12 protein-coding genes are annotated in these 14,969 nt (G+C 69.5%); 4 read left to right on the forward strand and 8 right to left on the reverse strand.

From position 1 onward, the window contains the following. Positions 1 to 34: 34 nt before the first annotated feature. The 7 genes from AC07O8_RS14995 to AC07O8_RS15025 all read right to left on the reverse strand — a co-directional run bounded on the left by AC07O8_RS14995 (position 35) and on the right by AC07O8_RS15025 (position 8,731). The gene (locus tag AC07O8_RS14995; RefSeq protein WP_495048781.1) at positions 35 to 1,045 is read right to left on the reverse strand and encodes a branched-chain amino acid ABC transporter permease; all 1,011 of its coding nucleotides are present in this window, start codon (positions 1,043 to 1,045) and stop codon (positions 35 to 37) included. Beyond that, complete coding sequence (locus tag AC07O8_RS15000; RefSeq protein ID WP_495048782.1) at positions 1,042 to 1,815, reverse strand: ABC transporter ATP-binding protein; 774 nt, start codon at positions 1,813 to 1,815, stop codon at positions 1,042 to 1,044. The genes AC07O8_RS14995 and AC07O8_RS15000 overlap by 4 nt, the downstream gene beginning before the upstream one ends. A gap of 50 nt (positions 1,816 to 1,865) precedes the next feature. Beyond that, the gene (locus AC07O8_RS15005; RefSeq protein ID WP_495048783.1) at positions 1,866 to 2,621 is read right to left on the reverse strand and encodes an ABC transporter ATP-binding protein; all 756 of its coding nucleotides are present in this window, start codon (positions 2,619 to 2,621) and stop codon (positions 1,866 to 1,868) included. Beyond that, positions 2,621 to 3,880 carry an extracellular catalytic domain type 2 short-chain-length polyhydroxyalkanoate depolymerase gene (locus AC07O8_RS15010; protein WP_495048784.1) on the reverse strand — a complete coding sequence of 420 codons (1,260 nt, stop codon included), beginning with the start codon at positions 3,878 to 3,880 and terminating at the stop codon, positions 2,621 to 2,623. Before AC07O8_RS15010 ends, AC07O8_RS15005 begins: the two co-directional genes overlap by 1 nt. A gap of 34 nt (positions 3,881 to 3,914) precedes the next feature. Next, entirely contained in the window at positions 3,915 to 5,117 is a 1,203-nt protein-coding gene (locus tag AC07O8_RS15015) for a substrate-binding domain-containing protein (RefSeq protein WP_495048785.1), read from the reverse strand. A gap of 187 nt (positions 5,118 to 5,304) precedes the next feature. Beyond that, the gene (locus tag AC07O8_RS15020) at positions 5,305 to 6,930 is read right to left on the reverse strand and encodes a methyl-accepting chemotaxis protein (protein WP_495048786.1); all 1,626 of its coding nucleotides are present in this window, start codon (positions 6,928 to 6,930) and stop codon (positions 5,305 to 5,307) included. A 184-nt stretch (positions 6,931 to 7,114) separates the two neighbouring features. Further along, entirely contained in the window at positions 7,115 to 8,731 is a 1,617-nt protein-coding gene (locus AC07O8_RS15025) for a sigma-54 interaction domain-containing protein (RefSeq protein WP_495048787.1), read from the reverse strand. A 315-nt stretch (positions 8,732 to 9,046) separates the two neighbouring features. Here AC07O8_RS15025 and AC07O8_RS15030 point away from each other — a divergent pair, with 315 nt between their 5' ends. Genes AC07O8_RS15030 through AC07O8_RS15045 form a run of 4 tightly spaced genes read left to right on the forward strand, consistent with a single transcriptional unit; the run spans position 9,047 to position 14,347 of the window. Next, positions 9,047 to 10,051 carry a Bug family tripartite tricarboxylate transporter substrate binding protein gene (locus AC07O8_RS15030; RefSeq protein ID WP_495048788.1) on the forward strand — a complete coding sequence of 335 codons (1,005 nt, stop codon included), beginning with the start codon at positions 9,047 to 9,049 and terminating at the stop codon, positions 10,049 to 10,051. Then, entirely contained in the window at positions 10,051 to 11,619 is a 1,569-nt protein-coding gene (locus AC07O8_RS15035) for a malonate--CoA ligase (protein WP_495048789.1), read from the forward strand. Before AC07O8_RS15030 ends, AC07O8_RS15035 begins: the two co-directional genes overlap by 1 nt. A gap of 21 nt (positions 11,620 to 11,640) precedes the next feature. After that, complete coding sequence (locus AC07O8_RS15040; RefSeq protein WP_495048790.1) at positions 11,641 to 12,015, forward strand: cysteine-rich CWC family protein; 375 nt, start codon at positions 11,641 to 11,643, stop codon at positions 12,013 to 12,015. A 31-nt stretch (positions 12,016 to 12,046) separates the two neighbouring features. Beyond that, positions 12,047 to 14,347, forward strand: coding sequence for a bifunctional diguanylate cyclase/phosphodiesterase (locus AC07O8_RS15045; protein WP_495048791.1), 2,301 nt, complete (start codon positions 12,047 to 12,049; stop codon positions 14,345 to 14,347). Positions 14,348 to 14,372: 25 nt separating this feature from the next. Here the strand turns inward: AC07O8_RS15045 and AC07O8_RS15050 are convergent, their stop codons facing one another. Continuing rightward, a complete protein-coding gene (locus AC07O8_RS15050; protein ID WP_495048792.1) occupies positions 14,373 to 14,951 on the reverse strand; it encodes a 3'-5' exonuclease in 579 nt (192 codons plus the stop codon). Between the last annotated feature and the right edge of the window lie 18 nt (positions 14,952 to 14,969).

Below are 14,969 nucleotides of genomic sequence, written 5' to 3' on the forward strand. Positions count from 1 at the left end.
GGATCGGAGGAGGCGCATGAGGATGTCGCTCCGCTCAACGGTGGCCGACCGGATACAGGCCGTGCGGCCGCCACAGCAGCACGGCGACCATCAGCCCGATGTTGGAGAACAGCGCCACCTTCGGCGCGAGGAAACCGCAGTAGTTGGCCATCAGTCCGACCAGCAGCGCCCCCACGAAGCAGCCCAGCGTCGATCCCAGCCCGCCGATGATGATCACGATGAAGATCAGCGTGTTGACCTGCGCGCCGATCTGCGGGACCACGCTCTGCTGGTAGAGCCCCCACAGCACGCCGCCCAGCCCCGCCAGGCCGGAGCCGGCGACGAAGACCGCCACGAACAGCCGCCGGATGCGATAGCCCAGGCTCTCGACCATCTCGCGATCCTGGACGCCGGCGCGGATCAGCAGGCCGAGCTTGGTCCGGTTGAGCAGCCACAGCAGCCCGACGAAGACGGCCAGGCCGACGACGACGGCCAGCAGCCGGAACTTCTCGACCGCGACGTCGCCGACCACGAGCGCGCCGCGCAGCGATTCCGGCGGCTGCAGCGGGATCATCTGGGCGCCCCAGACCAGTTTGATCAGTTCCTCGCCGATGATCATCCCGCCCATCGTGATCAGGATCTGCTTCAGGTGCATGCCGTAGACGGGACGCACCAGCACGCGCTCGAAGACCAGGCCCAGGGCGGCCGCGCTGACGATGCCCGCGAGCGCCGCGACGGCGACCGCGGGGAGGTTGACCGTCAGCGACGGGCTCGCCACGAATCCGCCGTAGGCGTTCATGGCGCCCATGACCGTCGTCGCGACGAAGGCGCCGAGCGAGATGAACACGCCGTGGCCGAAGTTCAGCACGTCCATCAGGCCGAAGACCAGCGTCAGGCCCGAGGCGATGACGAAGACGATCAGCCCCATCGCGAGACCGGCGATCGTCAGGGTCGCCCAGCTCGACATCGAGCCGATCAGCGGCAGGGCCGCCAGCGCCAGCGCGACGACCAGCAACAGCGGGATCGCGTCGAAACGCGCCTGGGGAACGGGATCGGTCGGAATCATTGGTGAGCCGCCAGGGACAGGCCGAGCAGGCGCCGCTGCAGCGCCTCGTCGTTGGCGAGGTCGGCCATGCGGCCGGCATGCGCGACGCGGCCGTCGTCCATGACGGCGACGCCGTCACCCAGCGCGCGGGCGACCATGAAGTTCTGCTCGACCAGCAGCACCGTCGTGCGCGCGCCGTCGCGGCCGCGCTGGATCTCCCGCAGCGCCTCGATGAGGTTGCGGATGATCGCCGGCGCGAGCCCCTTGGTCGGCTCGTCGACCAGCAGCAGCCGGCGCGGCTCGATCATCGCGCGCGCGATCGCCAGCATCTGCTTCTGCCCGCCGCTCAGCTTGCCGGCCGGGTACAGCCAGAACTTGCGCAGCGCCGGGAAGAGCCCGAACAGCCAGTCCAGCCGCGTCGTGTCGAGGTCATCGAGCGAGCGCGCACCCCGCGCCGCCAGCAGCAGGTTCTCGCGCACCGTCAGCTCGCCGAAAATGCCCATGTTCTCGGGCACGTAGGCGATGTCCAGACGCGCGATTTCCGGCGTCGGCATGGCCTGGATCTCGCGGTCGTCGAAGCGCACGCGGCCCGCGCTCGCGCGCCACAGGCCCATCACCGTGCGCAGCGTCGTCGTCTTGCCGGCGCCGTTGCGGCCGAGCAGCATCGTGACCTCGCCTTCCACGACGGCCAGATCGACGCCGTGCAGGATGTGATACGCCCCGATGTGCGTGTGCACGCCGTCCAGGCACAGCAGCGTCGAGGTGGTCGTCGCATTCATGGGCGCGTTCATGGGCGCGTTCATGGTCGCGCCCGTCGGCATGGGGGTCGGTGGGATGGCGCTCATGCGGCGTCCGGCATCGCGAGCCCCAGATAGGCGTTCTGCACGACCGCTGAGGCGATCACCGCCTCCGGCTCGCCATCCGCGACGAGCTGCCCGTTGTGGAGCACGACGATGCGGTCGGCCAGTTCCCGCACCACGTCCATCTTGTGCTCGACCAGCAGGAGGGTGTGCGTGCCCTCCGCCTTCAGCGCCCGGATCAGGTCCAGGATCACCGGCACTTCGTCGACGCTCATGCCCGCGGTCGGTTCGTCGAACAGATAGACCTTGGGCTTGAGCGCCATCAGCATCGCGACCTCCAGCTTGCGTTGATCGCCGTGCGGCAGGCTCGCGGCCGGCGCATCGACGCGATGACCGAGCCGGACGCGCTCGACGATCGCGCGCGCCTCGTCGAGCAGCTCGCGGTGGTTCAGCCACACGGAGCACATCCGCAGGCCCTCCCCGCGCCGCGACTGCACGGCGAGGCGCACGTTCTCGAGCACGCTCAGCGTCGGGAACAGCTGCGTCAGCTGGAACGCGCGCCCCAGTCCGCGCCGCGTGCGCAGCGGCGCGGCCAGGCGCGTCAGGTCCTCGCCGTCCAGCAGCACCCGGCCGGCGCTTGCACCGAGCTGACCGGAGATCAGGTTGAAATAGGTCGTCTTGCCGGCGCCGTTGGGCCCGACGATGGCCGTCAGCGTGCCCGGATGGAAGGCGCAGCTGACGCGGTCCACCGCCGTGTGGCCGCCGAATCGGACGGTGAGGTCGCGGGTCTCGAGCATCAGGGGCAGGTGCCGATCACGTAGTAGTTGGGCGCGGTCTGCTTCAGCGTCGTGGTGACGAAGATGTTCCACAGACCCATCGCCTGGTTGGAGCCGTTGGCGTAGGTGAAGCCGTAGAGCGCGTAGGCGCGTCCCGAGATCGAGTGGTTGTAGTTGGACGCGGTGACGCAGGTCGCGGGCGTGCCCGGATCGCCGGGGTCACCAGGGTCGCCGGGGTCGCCCGGATTGCCCGTCGTGCCGCCGGCGACCTTGTCCACCATCGCCTTGATCGCCGCGATCTGGGTGCCGGCCTTCTGCGCGAAGTTCGAGCCGTACCAGCCGACCCAGTCCCAGCAGCCGTTCGGATTGGGCAGCAGGCCGCTAGCGGCGGTCGAGCGCGAGGTGTTGTCGACCTTGGTCTGGGGGAACAGCACCACGATGTTGTTGGTGTCGGCCCAGCGCGAGAAGCCGGTGTTCCTGACGAACTTGTCGCCGATGGTGGCGTAGTTCTGCTGGCAGCCATGCAGCGCGACGTGCAGCTTGCAGACCTGCCCCGCCGCGCAGTTGGCCGGCACGTAGGCCCAGCCGGTCGCCGCGAGACCGGGATTGGTGCTGAACGCGGTCTGGTCGAACTCGATGTAGTTGGCCGCGGCGGGGCTGTTGTTGCGCGCGCTCAGCGTGCCGTACAACTTCGTGAGCACCGCCTTCGCGCCGTCGTAGCCGCAGTTGGCGATGTAGGGCGATGCGCTGCTGCCGCAGCTGTTGTTGCCGGTGGCGTCGAAGTCGGTCGGCAGCACATGAGCGGTGCCGCTGCGCTGGACGTAGTCCAGGTTGGCCGCCGGGACGCCGTTGTTGAGGTACTGCGTCTGCACCGCGTTCATCGGGTTGGGCCCGACGGTCGTGTCGCTCAGGCCGACGAACAGGTAGACCTTCTGCGCGGCGACGTTGCTCTTGGCGTCGATCGCCGTGCCGCTCCAGTTGTTGAGGTCGGCCTGCATCGTGTTCAGCGCGGACGACGAGATCGTCGCGTTGTACATGCAGGCGGTGTAGTTGCTGTGGCCGGCGCAGTTGTAGGGCCCGGCGGCGAAGACGCCGATGCCCTTGAACGTCGATGAATGCGCGTAGCCGAGCTGGTTGGCCATGAAGCCGCCGGAGGACAGGCCCGACACGGTGATCTGGGTCTTGTCGATGTTGAGCGAGGGCAGCGGCACGGCGGCGTGGGCCCCGCCGACGAGCGCCATCGCGGCAGCGAGCGAACGGATCAGAACGGAGAACTTCATCGGAAACCTCCTTGATGTCGACGGACCTTCGTCTCTACCGCCTGTTGCGGACGGGAATGTTCATTTCCTCGGGTTTGATTTCGCGCACCAGCTCAGGCACGCCCCAGGCGAAGGCCGGATCCACCTTGATCTTGAAGTGGTACATCGACTGCATCGCCTGGTGGTCCTCGGGCCGGAAGGTCATGCGGCCCTTGGGGGTCTCGAAGCTCATGCCCTCCATGGCCTGGATGAGCTTGTTGGTGCTGGTGTCGCCGCCGGTCTTCCTGAGCGCCTCGACGACCGCGATCGCGGCGCTCATGCCGCCGGCGGTGAAGAAGTCGGGCGGCGCCTTGAACTGCTTGTAGTGGTTGGCCACCAGCCACTCGTTGACCGGGTTCTTCGGGATGCCGAAGTAGTAGTAGGTCGCGCCTTCCATGCCCGGCAGGGCCTTGTAGGCGGCCATCGCGGGCAGGATGTTGCCGCCGGTGGCGATCTCGATGCCGTAGCGCTTGAGGTCGAGGTCGGCGATCTTGAACGGGTTGCCCGCGCCGGCCCAGATGATGAAGATCACCTTGCGGCCGGGCTGATCCTTGAGCCGGTCGATGAGCCGTTGCGCGCCGGCGGTGAAGTCGGTCGTGGTGGTCGGCAGGTATTCCTCATGAACGACCTTGGCCTTCTTGATCGCATCCTTGAAGGCCTTCACGCCGTCGCGGCCGAACGCGTAGTCCTGCGCCAGCGTCGCGATCACGGTGCCCGGCTTGTCGAGCGCGACCGCGTTGGAGATCGCGTCCTGCGAGCTGTTGCGGCCGGTCCGGAAGATGTACCTGTTCCACTTGTCGCCGGTGATCGAATCGGCGACGGCGGGCTCGACCAGCAGGATCTTCTTGTACTCCTCGGCCACCGGCAGCATCGCGAGCGCAACGCCCGACGACGACGGCCCCACCGCGATGTCCGCCTTGTCGTCGCCGTAGGCCGCGGCCAGCAGGCTCTTGCCGACGTCGGGCTTGCCCTGGTCATCCTTCTCGATGACGACAAGCTTGCGGCCCGCCACCGTCATCGTGCCGCCGGTCGCGTAGTCCAGGCCCATCAGGAAGCCGGTCTGCGTCTGCTTGCCGTAAGCCTCGAGCGGGCCGGTGCGGCTGTAGACGTGGGCGATGCGGATCTCCTTGCCCTGCGCGAGCGCCGGGGTGCTGCCGCCGACAACGGCGGACAGCGCCAGGACCGCGCCGGTCGCGGCGCGGATGAAGCGATGGATCATGGAACTTGTCTCCTGGGGGCGGACCGGTCGTGCGCCGGTCTCGGGGTTCCTCCATCGCAAGGTCCGTGCCGACATCGGCATGCCAGAAACGGCGACGCCGCTGTCCAGGTTCCGGACAGCGGCGTGCGGTGGGAAAGGGAAGCGTGTCTGGAAACCGGTCAATGTCCAGACATCGGACAGCGCGCCCTCAGGTGCGGAAGGTCGCCACGTGCTCGTTGAGCAGGCGGGCCTGCTGTTGCAGCGACTCGGCGGCGGCGGCGGTCTCTTCGACCAGCGCCGCGTTCTGCTGCGTCATGTCGTCCAGATGCTTGACGGCCTGGTTGATCTGCGCGAGGCCGTCGGACTGACCCGCGCTGGACTGGCTGATCTCGGCCACCGTGCCGCTGACCTGCTGCACCGACTGCAGGATCTGGCCCATCGCCTCGCCGGCACGGCCGACCTGCGCGCCCCCCGCGTCGACGCGCGTGACCGAGTCGTTGATCAGCGCCTTGATCTCCTTGGCCGCGTTGGCGCTGCGCTGGGCCAGGGCGCGGACCTCGGAAGCCACGACCGCGAAGCCGCGACCCTGCTCCCCCGCACGGGCGGCCTCGACCGCCGCGTTCAACGCCAGGATGTTGGTCTGGAAGGCCACGCCGTCGATGACGGAGATGATGTCGGCGATCTTGCGGCTGGCGCCGGCGATGCCGTCCATGGTCTGCACGACCTCGCCCATCACGTCCGCGCCCAGCCTGGCCCGGTCGGCCGCACCGATGGCCAGCTGATTCGTCTGGTGCGCGGCCTGCGCGGAGTGCGTGACCTGCTGCGTCAGCTCGTGCATCGACGCCGCGGTCTGCTGCAGGCTGGACGCCGCCTGCTCGCTGCGTTGCGACAGGTCCTGGCTGCCCATCGCGACCTCGCGCGAGGCATGCTGGATCGAATCGGTGGCGTCGCGGATCGCGCGGACCAGATCGCTGAGCCGGCCCTGCATCGCGGCGACCTGCGTGAGCACCTGGCCGATCTCGTCATTGCCCGTCCCTTGTCCGCCGACGGCCTGCGCGCGCAGGTCGCCGTTGGCCACGGCCTCGACCACCTCGCGCATCTGGTTCAGCCGCCGCTTCAAGCCACGGGCGAACCACTCGACGGCCACCAGCGCACCGACGCCAAAGGCGATCACCAGCGCGAGCGCGATCGTCGCGTCGCGGCGGGCGATGCCGGACACGTCGTCGATGTAGACGCCCGAGCCGATCACCCACCCCCAGGGCTTGAAGCCGGCGACGTAGGAGCGCTTGGGCTCCGGATCCTTGGCGCCCGGCTTGGGCCACAGGTAGTCGACGAAGCCGCTGCCCTGCGCCTTGACCGTGTCGACGAAGGCGACGAACAGCTTCAGGCCGTTCGGATCCTTGTTTCCGGACAGGTCCTTGTCGTTGAGCTCCGGCTTGATCGGATGCATGACCATCTTGGGCGTCATGTCGTTGATCCAGATGTACTCGTTGCCGGAGTAGCGGATCTTGCCGATTTCCGCAGCGGCCTGCTTCTTCGCGTCGGCCTCGGTGAGGCCGCCGGCGCCGATCCGGTCGAAGTGGCGCTTGGCGATCTGCTCGGCGTTCTTCACCTGCTCGACCGTCGTGATCATCTTGACGTCCAGCAGGCTCATGGCGGAGCGGTGGCTCAACCACATCACCAGCACGACGAAACCGACCACCGCAGTCAGCACGGCCACGCGCAGCTTGGTGGCGAGCGTCCAGGCACGAGGGCCCGATCCCTTCGCCAGGGTCCCGGCGCCGGCAGGCGCCTCCGCACGAAATCCGGTCGCGGTCGAGGTGAGCGTGTTCATGAAGTCTCCTGGGCGGGCCGGTCCATCCGGTCCTCATCATCTGCCCTGACCTCGAATATGCGCATGTCGCACACCGTGCGGCAAGCCTCCGGAACCCTCGAAAAAGCCCATGAACACAGGGCAAACGTGACGATGTGGCGTGGCATCGGCCCGCCGTGCCAGCAGCCTCGCGTTGCCGTACGCGTCAGGCAGAAGCAAGCTCGGGGTACTTCGCCAGCTTCTCGTAAAGCGTCGCGCGGGAAATCGCCAGCAGCCGCGCAGCAGCAACACGGTTGCCGTTGGTGCTCTTGAGCGCCTGGGCAATGGCAGCACGCTCCAGCTCGGCTTTGCGGGCGGGGAGGGTGGCCGGGGTGGCACCGAGCACACGTTGCGGGAGCCGGTACCCCTCCTCGCTCCCACTCCTGCGCATGCTCGGAAGGTCGCTCGGAGGGGCACCGGCCCCCGCAACGTCCGCATCGCTCGCGGTGATCGCTTCGGTCGACGCGGCCGCGGCTGCGGCTCCTGCCGCGGAGGTGGTCGTCATCGACGACGACGACGACGTCGTCGTCCCGGTCGTCGTCATCGCCGATTCATGGAGCCCGAAATGCCTCGGCAGCAGTTCCTCGTCGTCGCTCATCAGGAAGGCCTGTTCGAGCGCGTTGCGCAGCTCGCGCACGTTGCCGGGCCAGGTCTTGCCTTCGAGGGCCTTCAGCGCGGCGGCACTCAGCGTCTTCGGCGCGAGACCGCTGCGTCGTGCAATGTCCCCGAGCAGTCCGTCGACCAGCGTCGCGATGTCCTCGCAGCGCTCGCGCAGGGCCGGCAGCCGGATGGGCAGGACGTTCAGCCGGTAGAACAGGTCGGCGCGGAACTCGCCGCGCCGCACCATCGCGGCGAGGTCCCGGCTGGTGGCGGCGATCACGCGGACGTCGACCTTCACGACCTCGTTGCTGCCCAGGGGCTCCAGTTCCTGCTCCTGCAGCACGCGCAGCAGCTTGGCCTGCAGGGCCGGCGGCATGTCGCCGATCTCGTCGAGGAAGAGCGTGCCGCCGTCGGCCAGCTTGAACTTGCCGTCGCGGCCTTTGCGATCGGCGCCGGTGTAGGCCCCGGGCGCGACGCCGAAGAACTCGGCCTCCAGCAGCGTCTCCGGCACGGCGGCGATGTTCACCGACACGAGCGGCCTGGCCGCGCGCCGCGAGGCCGCATGGATGGCATGCGCGAGCAGCTCCTTGCCGGTGCCGGTCTCGCCGAGCAGCAGCACCGTGGCCTCGGTCTGCGCGACGCGGCGCGCGTGGCGCTTGACTTCGACCGCGGCGGGGCTGGCGCCGATGAAATCGATGATGCGGTGCTTGGCGCGGCGGTTGCGGGACTGCTCCGCGGCCAGCTGGCGCCGCGTGTCGTCGAGCTCGGCCTGCAGGCAGGCGAACTTGTTCATCAACGGTTGCATCGTCGTCTCGGGATGGTCCAGCAGGACCATGCCCATCGCGCCGATGACGTCGCCGCCCGGGCCGCGCAAGGGCAGCCGGCTGACGAGGAAGGTCCCCGCCTTGTTGGTCAGCAGGTCCACGAGGATGGGCTGCCCGGTGTCGATGACCTGCGCCATCAGGGTGTTGGGGACGACCTCCTCGACGCGGCGCCCGACGAACTCGGATTCGTCGCGGAAACCGAGCGCGGGCAGGAAGCGCTTGTAGCCTTCGCTGATCCAGACGACGCGGTGCTCGCGGTTCACCACCATCGCGCCCTGCGCGGTGCTGGCCAGCACGTCGAACATCGACTGCGCCGCCAGCCGCAGCACCGCCTCGGCATCCTGGGGAATGTCGTTCATGCCTTGTCTCCTTGGCACTCTTCCTTGGCATTCTTCCTGGGCATGCTTCCTGGACGTCCGTCCCGGGCCCGCCGCCTTGTGGAAGGGGGTCCGGGGTCGCCCTGCCGCCGCGCGGCGCCGCCCCGGATCTGATGCGGACCAATGTAGCAGCCGCCTCCGCGGTGCGAAGGCCGTCCCGCCGCACGATCGCCCTGGGGAATCCCCGAGGCGCCCACTCAGCCACGCGGGAGGCGATCCGGCTATAAACCGCCGCATCACTCCGGTTTCCCCTTGCTCACCGACACCGCGGCCCGCAGAGGCCCACAGGAGACACGCATGACCCAGAGTTCCACGACCCGCCGCCGCCTGCTGGGCGCCGCCGCCCTGGCCTCCCTCTCCGCCGCGGGCGCGGGGATGGCGCCGTCGGCCTTCGCGCAGGCCACGTGGCCGAGCCGGCCGGTGGTCATCGTCGTGCCCTTCCCCGCCGGCGGCGGCACCGACGCCTTCGCGCGGCCGCTGACCGCCGTGCTGACCAAGCAGACCGGCAAGCAGTTCATCATCGACAACAAGGGCGGCGCCGGCGGCACCGTGGGCGCGACGATCGCCTCCAAGGCGGCGCCGGACGGCTACACCTTCTTCATGGGCGCGGTGCACCACGCGATCGCGCCGGCGATGTACCCGAAGCTCGACTACAAGCTGGAGGAGGACTTCATCCCGGTCGCCCTGGTCTCCAGCGTGCCGCAGGTGATCGTCGTCAATCCGCAGAAGGTGCCGGTCACCGACGTCAAGGGCCTGCTGGACCTGCTCAAGAAGAACCCCGGCAAGCTGAACTACGGCTCGGCGGGCAACGGCACCTCGCACCACCTGGCGGGCGAGCTCTTCAAGCTGCAGACGCAGACCTTCATCACCCACATCCCCTACCGCGGCGCCGGCCCGGCGCTGCAGGACCTGATGGCGGGCCAGGTGGACCTGATGTTCGACGGCCTGGGCTCGTCGGCGGCGCACATCCGCGGCGGCCGCATCAAGGCGCTGGCGGTGGCCTCCGCCAAGCGCGCGCCGGGTTTCCCGGACATCCCGAGCGCGGTGGAAGCCGGCATCCCGCAGTACCAGGTCGCCACCTGGTACGGGCTGTGGGCGCCCAAGGGCACGCCCAGGGAAGTGATCGCCGCGATGCAGGCCGAGCTGCGCAAGGCCTACGCGACGGAGGAACTGAAGACCATCTGGACCGGCCTGGGCACCGACATGCCGACGCTGTACGGCGACGCGTTCGGCAAGTTCGTGCACGGCGAGGTCCTGCGCTGGGCCGACGTGGTCAAGCGCAGCGGTGCGAAACTGGATTGATGAACGCTCCCTTGAAAGCCACCGCGAACGCCAACCTGTTCGCCGCGCTGCGCGCGAATTTCCCCGACGAGCTCGACGCCTGCGCGATCGAGCTGGCCGACGGCCCCGACGCCGGTCAGCGCTACAGCTGGCGCGACATCGACCGCGCCACGGCGATGATCGCGAACCTGCTGGATTCGCTGGACCTGCCCGCGGGCAGCCGCGTGGCGGTGCAGACGGAGAAGAGCGTCGAGGCGCTGCTGTTGTACCTCGCGGTGCTGCGCGCCGGCTACGTCTACCTGCCGCTGAACACGGCCTACCAGGCTGCGGAACTCGCGTACTTCGTCGGCAACGCGGAGCCGGCCGTGGTCGTCTGCGCGGGGAAGAACTTCGGATGGATCAGCAAGCTGGCGTTCCAGGCGAAGGTGCCGTGGGTGTTCACGCTGAACGAGGACCGCAGCGGCACGCTGCTGGACCGCGCGGTGCAGATGCCGGACACGCACCAGGTGGCCGGGAAGCAGGCCGATGACCTGGCCGCGATCCTCTACACGAGCGGCACGACCGGTCGCAGCAAGGGCGCGATGCTCAGCCACGGCAACCTGCTGTCCAACGCGGAGGTGCTGAAGCACGCCTGGGGCTGGAAGGCGGACGACGTGCTGATCCACGCGCTGCCGATCTTCCATGTGCACGGCCTGTTCGTGGCGTCGCACGGGGCGCTGCTGGCTGGCGCCCGGATGCTGTGGTTCAACCGCTTCGAGCCGCGCGGGGTGATCGCGCGGCTGCCCGACGCGACGCTGTTCATGGGCGTGCCGACGCTGTACGTGCGGCTGCTCGAGCAGGCCACGCTGACGAAGGACGCGTGCGCGCGGATGCGGCTGTTCATCAGCGGTTCGGCCCCGCTGCTGATCGAGACCTTCCACGAGTGGCAGCGCCGCACCGGGTTCACGATCCTCGAACGCTACGGCATGAGCGAGACGGTGATGCTGACCTCGAATCCGTACCCGGCCGAGGACGGCGAGCGCCGCGGCGGCACGGTCGGCCGCCCGCTGCCGGGCGTGGGCCTGCGCATCGTCGACGACGCGGGCGCGCCCTGCCCCAGCACCGGCGACGGCGAGATCGGCCACATCCAGGTGAGCGGACCCAACGTGTTCTCGGGCTACTGGCGCATGCCGGAGAAGACCCGGGAGGAGTTCACCGCCGACGGCTGGTTCAAGACCGGCGACGTGGGCCGGCGTGACGACCGTGGCTATGTGACGATCGTGGGCCGGAGCAAGGACCTGATCATCACCGGCGGCTACAACGTGTACCCGGCGGAGATCGAGGGCTGGCTCAACGAGCTGCCCGGGGTGGCGGAGTCGGCCGTCATCGGCGTGCCGCATCCGGACTTCGGCGAGGGCGTGATCGCCGTGGTGGTGCCGCGCGCCGGCGCCGCGCTCGACGGCGGGACCTTGATCGCGGCGCTGAAGGACCGCATCGCCGGCTTCAAGGTGCCCAAGCAGGTCTTCGTCGAGACCGAGCTGCCGCGCAACGCGATGGGCAAGGTGCAGAAGAACCTGCTGCGCGAGCGGCATCGAGGCCTGTTCGGCTGAGCATCGCCGACAATCGACGTCATGAGCACGCCGACGCCGCTCCCCGCCAGCACGACCGACATGACCGACATGGCCGACGTGACCGACACGATCGGCATGACCGATACGAGCGGCATGACCGGTTCAACCGGCTCGACCGTCTCGACCGGCCCGGTCGACGCCCTCGACACCGCCTGCCCGCGCTGCGGCGGCGGCTTCCATTGCGGCGTGAACGAGGGCTGGTGCGCCTGCTTCGGCACGCGGCTGGGCGAGGGCCTGCGGCGGGAGCTCGCCGCGCGCTGGCCGGATCGATGCCTGTGCCTGCGCTGCCTGGGCGAGCTGGCCCGCGGCGATCCGGACAGCCACGTGCCGGACGCGCCGAACAAGCCGCCCGAGCCCCCGTTGTTGGGCGTTTGAAGGCGTACGCGGCACGGCCACAATCCCACCGATGCCCGCCTCCTCATTCAGCCAGTCCGTCGCGGAGCGCCTCCAGGTCAGGCGCCTGCTGGTCTTCGGCCCCTTCCTGGCGCTGGGACTGGTGCTGGTGGTGCTGTGGGCGCTGGTGCTGTGGTTCGCGCTGCTCTATCCGAAGTCGCTGGTCGAGGACCTGCAGGACGACCTGCACAGCATCGCCCTGAACGCGGCCCAGGACACCGAACAGCTGCTGCGCGAGACCGAAGGTAGCCTGCGCACCCTCGACCTGCTGCTGCTCACCCGCAAGAACGAGCGCCAGGACCTCGACGCCACCGTGTCCCTGCTGGCCGATTCGCTGCGCGACAACTCGCGCGGGATCACCGACGTGATGCTCGCCAGCGCGGACGGCCGCCTATGGCGCATCCCGTCGGTCACCGGCGAACCCTACGTCGACCTCGGCCCGAAGAGCTTCCTGTCGGAGCTGGGCCGGCCAGGCGGACCGAGCGTCATCCTCGGCGCGCCGATCCGGCTGCGGCCGGGCGCCCATTTCGTCCTGCCGGTGGCCACCCGCCTGAGCGCGCCGACCGGCCCGTTCACCGCGACGGTCGGCTTCATCGACCTCGACGCGCTGCTGCGCGTGTACCGGACGCGCTCGATGCGTTCGGGCATGGCCGTGCTGCTGGAACGCGACGACGGCGTCGCGATGGCGCGATGGCCGGAGGTGCCAGGTCTTGTCGGCACCAACCTGCGGCAGGTCCCCGGCGGCGACCTGCTGCCGCCCAGCCCGCCGGCCAGCGGCCAGTTCATCGTGTCGCAGAGCCCCGCCGACGGGCGCGACCGCATCGTGTCCTACCGCGTGCTGCAGGACTACCCGCTGCGCCTGTTCGTGTCCTTCGAGCGCGAGCGCATCCTCGCCGGCTACCTGCAGCAACGCCGCGCGGTGCTGGGTTTCTCGCTCCTGGTCACCGTGATCGCGGTCGGCCTGATGGCGTGGTTCACGCGGCTGCAGCAGCGCACCCGGCTGCGCGAGGCCGAGCGCGAAGCCACCGCCGACGCGTCGCCGATGGGCCTGTTCCGCTGCGACCTGCTGGGCCGCACCGTCTACGCCAACGAGACCTACCTGCGCCTGCTGGAGGTGGACCCCAAGGACCTGGCCTGGGGCTGGCTGGACCGCCTGCCCGCGTCGGAGCGCGAATTGACGCGCGAGCAGTGGGCCGCGCTGGTCGCGGTGGGCGAACCGCTCGACCGCGTGCGGCGGCTGGCGCGCCGCGACGGCACGGAGCTGCTGGCCCGGCTGCGCATGCGGCCGATGCGGCTGGGCGGACGCATCGTGGCGCACGCCGGCACGGTCGCCGACATCACCCCCGAGCTCGCCGCCCGACGCGAGCGCGAGCGCAACCAGGCCGTGATGGGCGCGATGGCGCAGAGCGTCAACGTCATGATGCTGGCGGTCGACACCGATGAACGCGTGCTCTTCTGCAACAAGGCCTTCGAGCGCCGCTTCGACATCCGGGAGAACTCCTGGCAAGGCCGCCATGCGTCCGATGTCTTCGACGCGCTCTACCCCGCCGTGCATCCGCTGATCCTGCGCGCCTTCGCGGGCGAGACCAGCGTCGTCGAGATGCGCGACGACGACGGCGTCAGCCGCCCGATGCCGCTGGACGGCGACGACCGCGGCGACGACCGCGGCGACACCCGCTACGTCGAGCTCACCTACGCCCCCCTGGTCACCGACGACGGCACGATCATCGGCGCCTACGGCGTCGCGCGCGACGTCACCGACGTCAAGCAGGAACAGCTGCGCCTGCTGCGGGCCTCCAACACGGACCCGCTCACCGAACTGCTCAACCGCGCGGGCTTCGCGTCGCAGGTCAATGCCGCGCTCCGCCGCGCCACCGAGCGCGACGAACTGGTGGCGCTGCTGTACCTCGACCTCGACCGCTTCAAGCCGGTCAACGACGAGTACGGCCACCCCGTGGGCGATGCGCTGCTCAAGGCCGTCGCCGGCCGGCTGCGGCATGCGCTGCGGCCGCAGGACCTGGTGGCGCGCATCGGCGGCGACGAGTTCGCGGTGTTCCTCAGCCATGTCGCGAAGCCGGTCGACGCGCAGGTCGTCGCCGACAAACTGGTGCACGCGCTGACGATGCCGTTCCGCATCGGTGCGCTCGAACTCCACATCGGCACCAGCGTCGGGTTCTGCGTCCAGTGGGCACGGCTGGCCGACATCGACGACCTCGTCACGCAGGCGGATGAGCAGCTCTATCGGGCGAAACGGGCCGGTCGGGGACGATCGAGCGGGAGCCTCTGCGCGGAGCGGAAGACGTCGACGAAGTAGCCGCGCGGCGCGATGCGGTGCGCGCTCAGCCGCAGTTGCCGAAGTCCCCGGGGCTGCGGCCATCCAGCGACGCCGTCGGCGTCGATGGGCCATGCTTCAGGCGCATCAGCGTCATCTGCAGGACCTTGGCATCGGCGCTGGCGCGGTGACGCCGCAGCTTGGCCTCGGCACGGACCTCCTGCTGCACCGCGTTCCAGCGCTGGGCCTCGTCTTCGCTGAGCAGGCGGCGCAGGTCCTCGATCCGGAAACGCGGCAGGCGGCCGACGCTGTCGAACAGCTTGCTCATCCACGGATAGTCGTGACCCCAGCTGTCGGAGTAGACCGTCTGACCCGCCAGGCGCTTGTTGAGTTCGTCGACGACCCACTCACGCGGGCGTCCGTGACGCAGCAGCAGCTCGCGCGTGATGCCGTGCAGGGCCTCGGCCTGCTGGTCCCAGTGCTCCCACTCGGGCGCGGGCTGGATCAGCGAGCAGAACGGCAGGCCGCCCGCCTCGACGAAACCGATCTCGATCGGGTAGCTGCCCCGCCCGAAACCGGAAGCCTCCAGATCGAGGATGGTCGGCGCAACGACCGGAGTGGCGGCAGGCAGGACGGCGACGCTCATGGGCGCCAGTATGCAAGC

The sequence above is a fragment of the Roseateles sp. GW821-FHT09G09 genome (genome assembly GCF_059415965.1).

Coding starts and splice junctions, on each gene's coding strand:
- AC07O8_RS15000 (WP_495048782.1), bottom strand. CDS start 1,815: ATGAACGCGCCCATGAATGCGACGACCACCTCGACGCTGCTGTGCCTG.
- AC07O8_RS15025 (WP_495048787.1), bottom strand. CDS start 8,731: ATGAACGACATTCCCCAGGATGCCGAGGCGGTGCTGCGGCTGGCGGCG.
- AC07O8_RS15020 (WP_495048786.1), bottom strand. CDS start 6,930: ATGAACACGCTCACCTCGACCGCGACCGGATTTCGTGCGGAGGCGCCT.
- AC07O8_RS15035 (WP_495048789.1), top strand. CDS start 10,051: ATGAACGCTCCCTTGAAAGCCACCGCGAACGCCAACCTGTTCGCCGCG.
- AC07O8_RS15050 (WP_495048792.1), bottom strand. CDS start 14,951: ATGAGCGTCGCCGTCCTGCCTGCCGCCACTCCGGTCGTTGCGCCGACC.
- AC07O8_RS15045 (WP_495048791.1), top strand. CDS start 12,047: ATGCCCGCCTCCTCATTCAGCCAGTCCGTCGCGGAGCGCCTCCAGGTC.
- AC07O8_RS15030 (WP_495048788.1), top strand. CDS start 9,047: ATGACCCAGAGTTCCACGACCCGCCGCCGCCTGCTGGGCGCCGCCGCC.
- AC07O8_RS15005 (WP_495048783.1), bottom strand. CDS start 2,621: ATGCTCGAGACCCGCGACCTCACCGTCCGATTCGGCGGCCACACGGCG.
- AC07O8_RS15040 (WP_495048790.1), top strand. CDS start 11,641: ATGAGCACGCCGACGCCGCTCCCCGCCAGCACGACCGACATGACCGAC.
- AC07O8_RS14995 (WP_495048781.1), bottom strand. CDS start 1,045: ATGATTCCGACCGATCCCGTTCCCCAGGCGCGTTTCGACGCGATCCCG.
- AC07O8_RS15010 (WP_495048784.1), bottom strand. CDS start 3,880: ATGAAGTTCTCCGTTCTGATCCGTTCGCTCGCTGCCGCGATGGCGCTC.
- AC07O8_RS15015 (WP_495048785.1), bottom strand. CDS start 5,117: ATGATCCATCGCTTCATCCGCGCCGCGACCGGCGCGGTCCTGGCGCTG.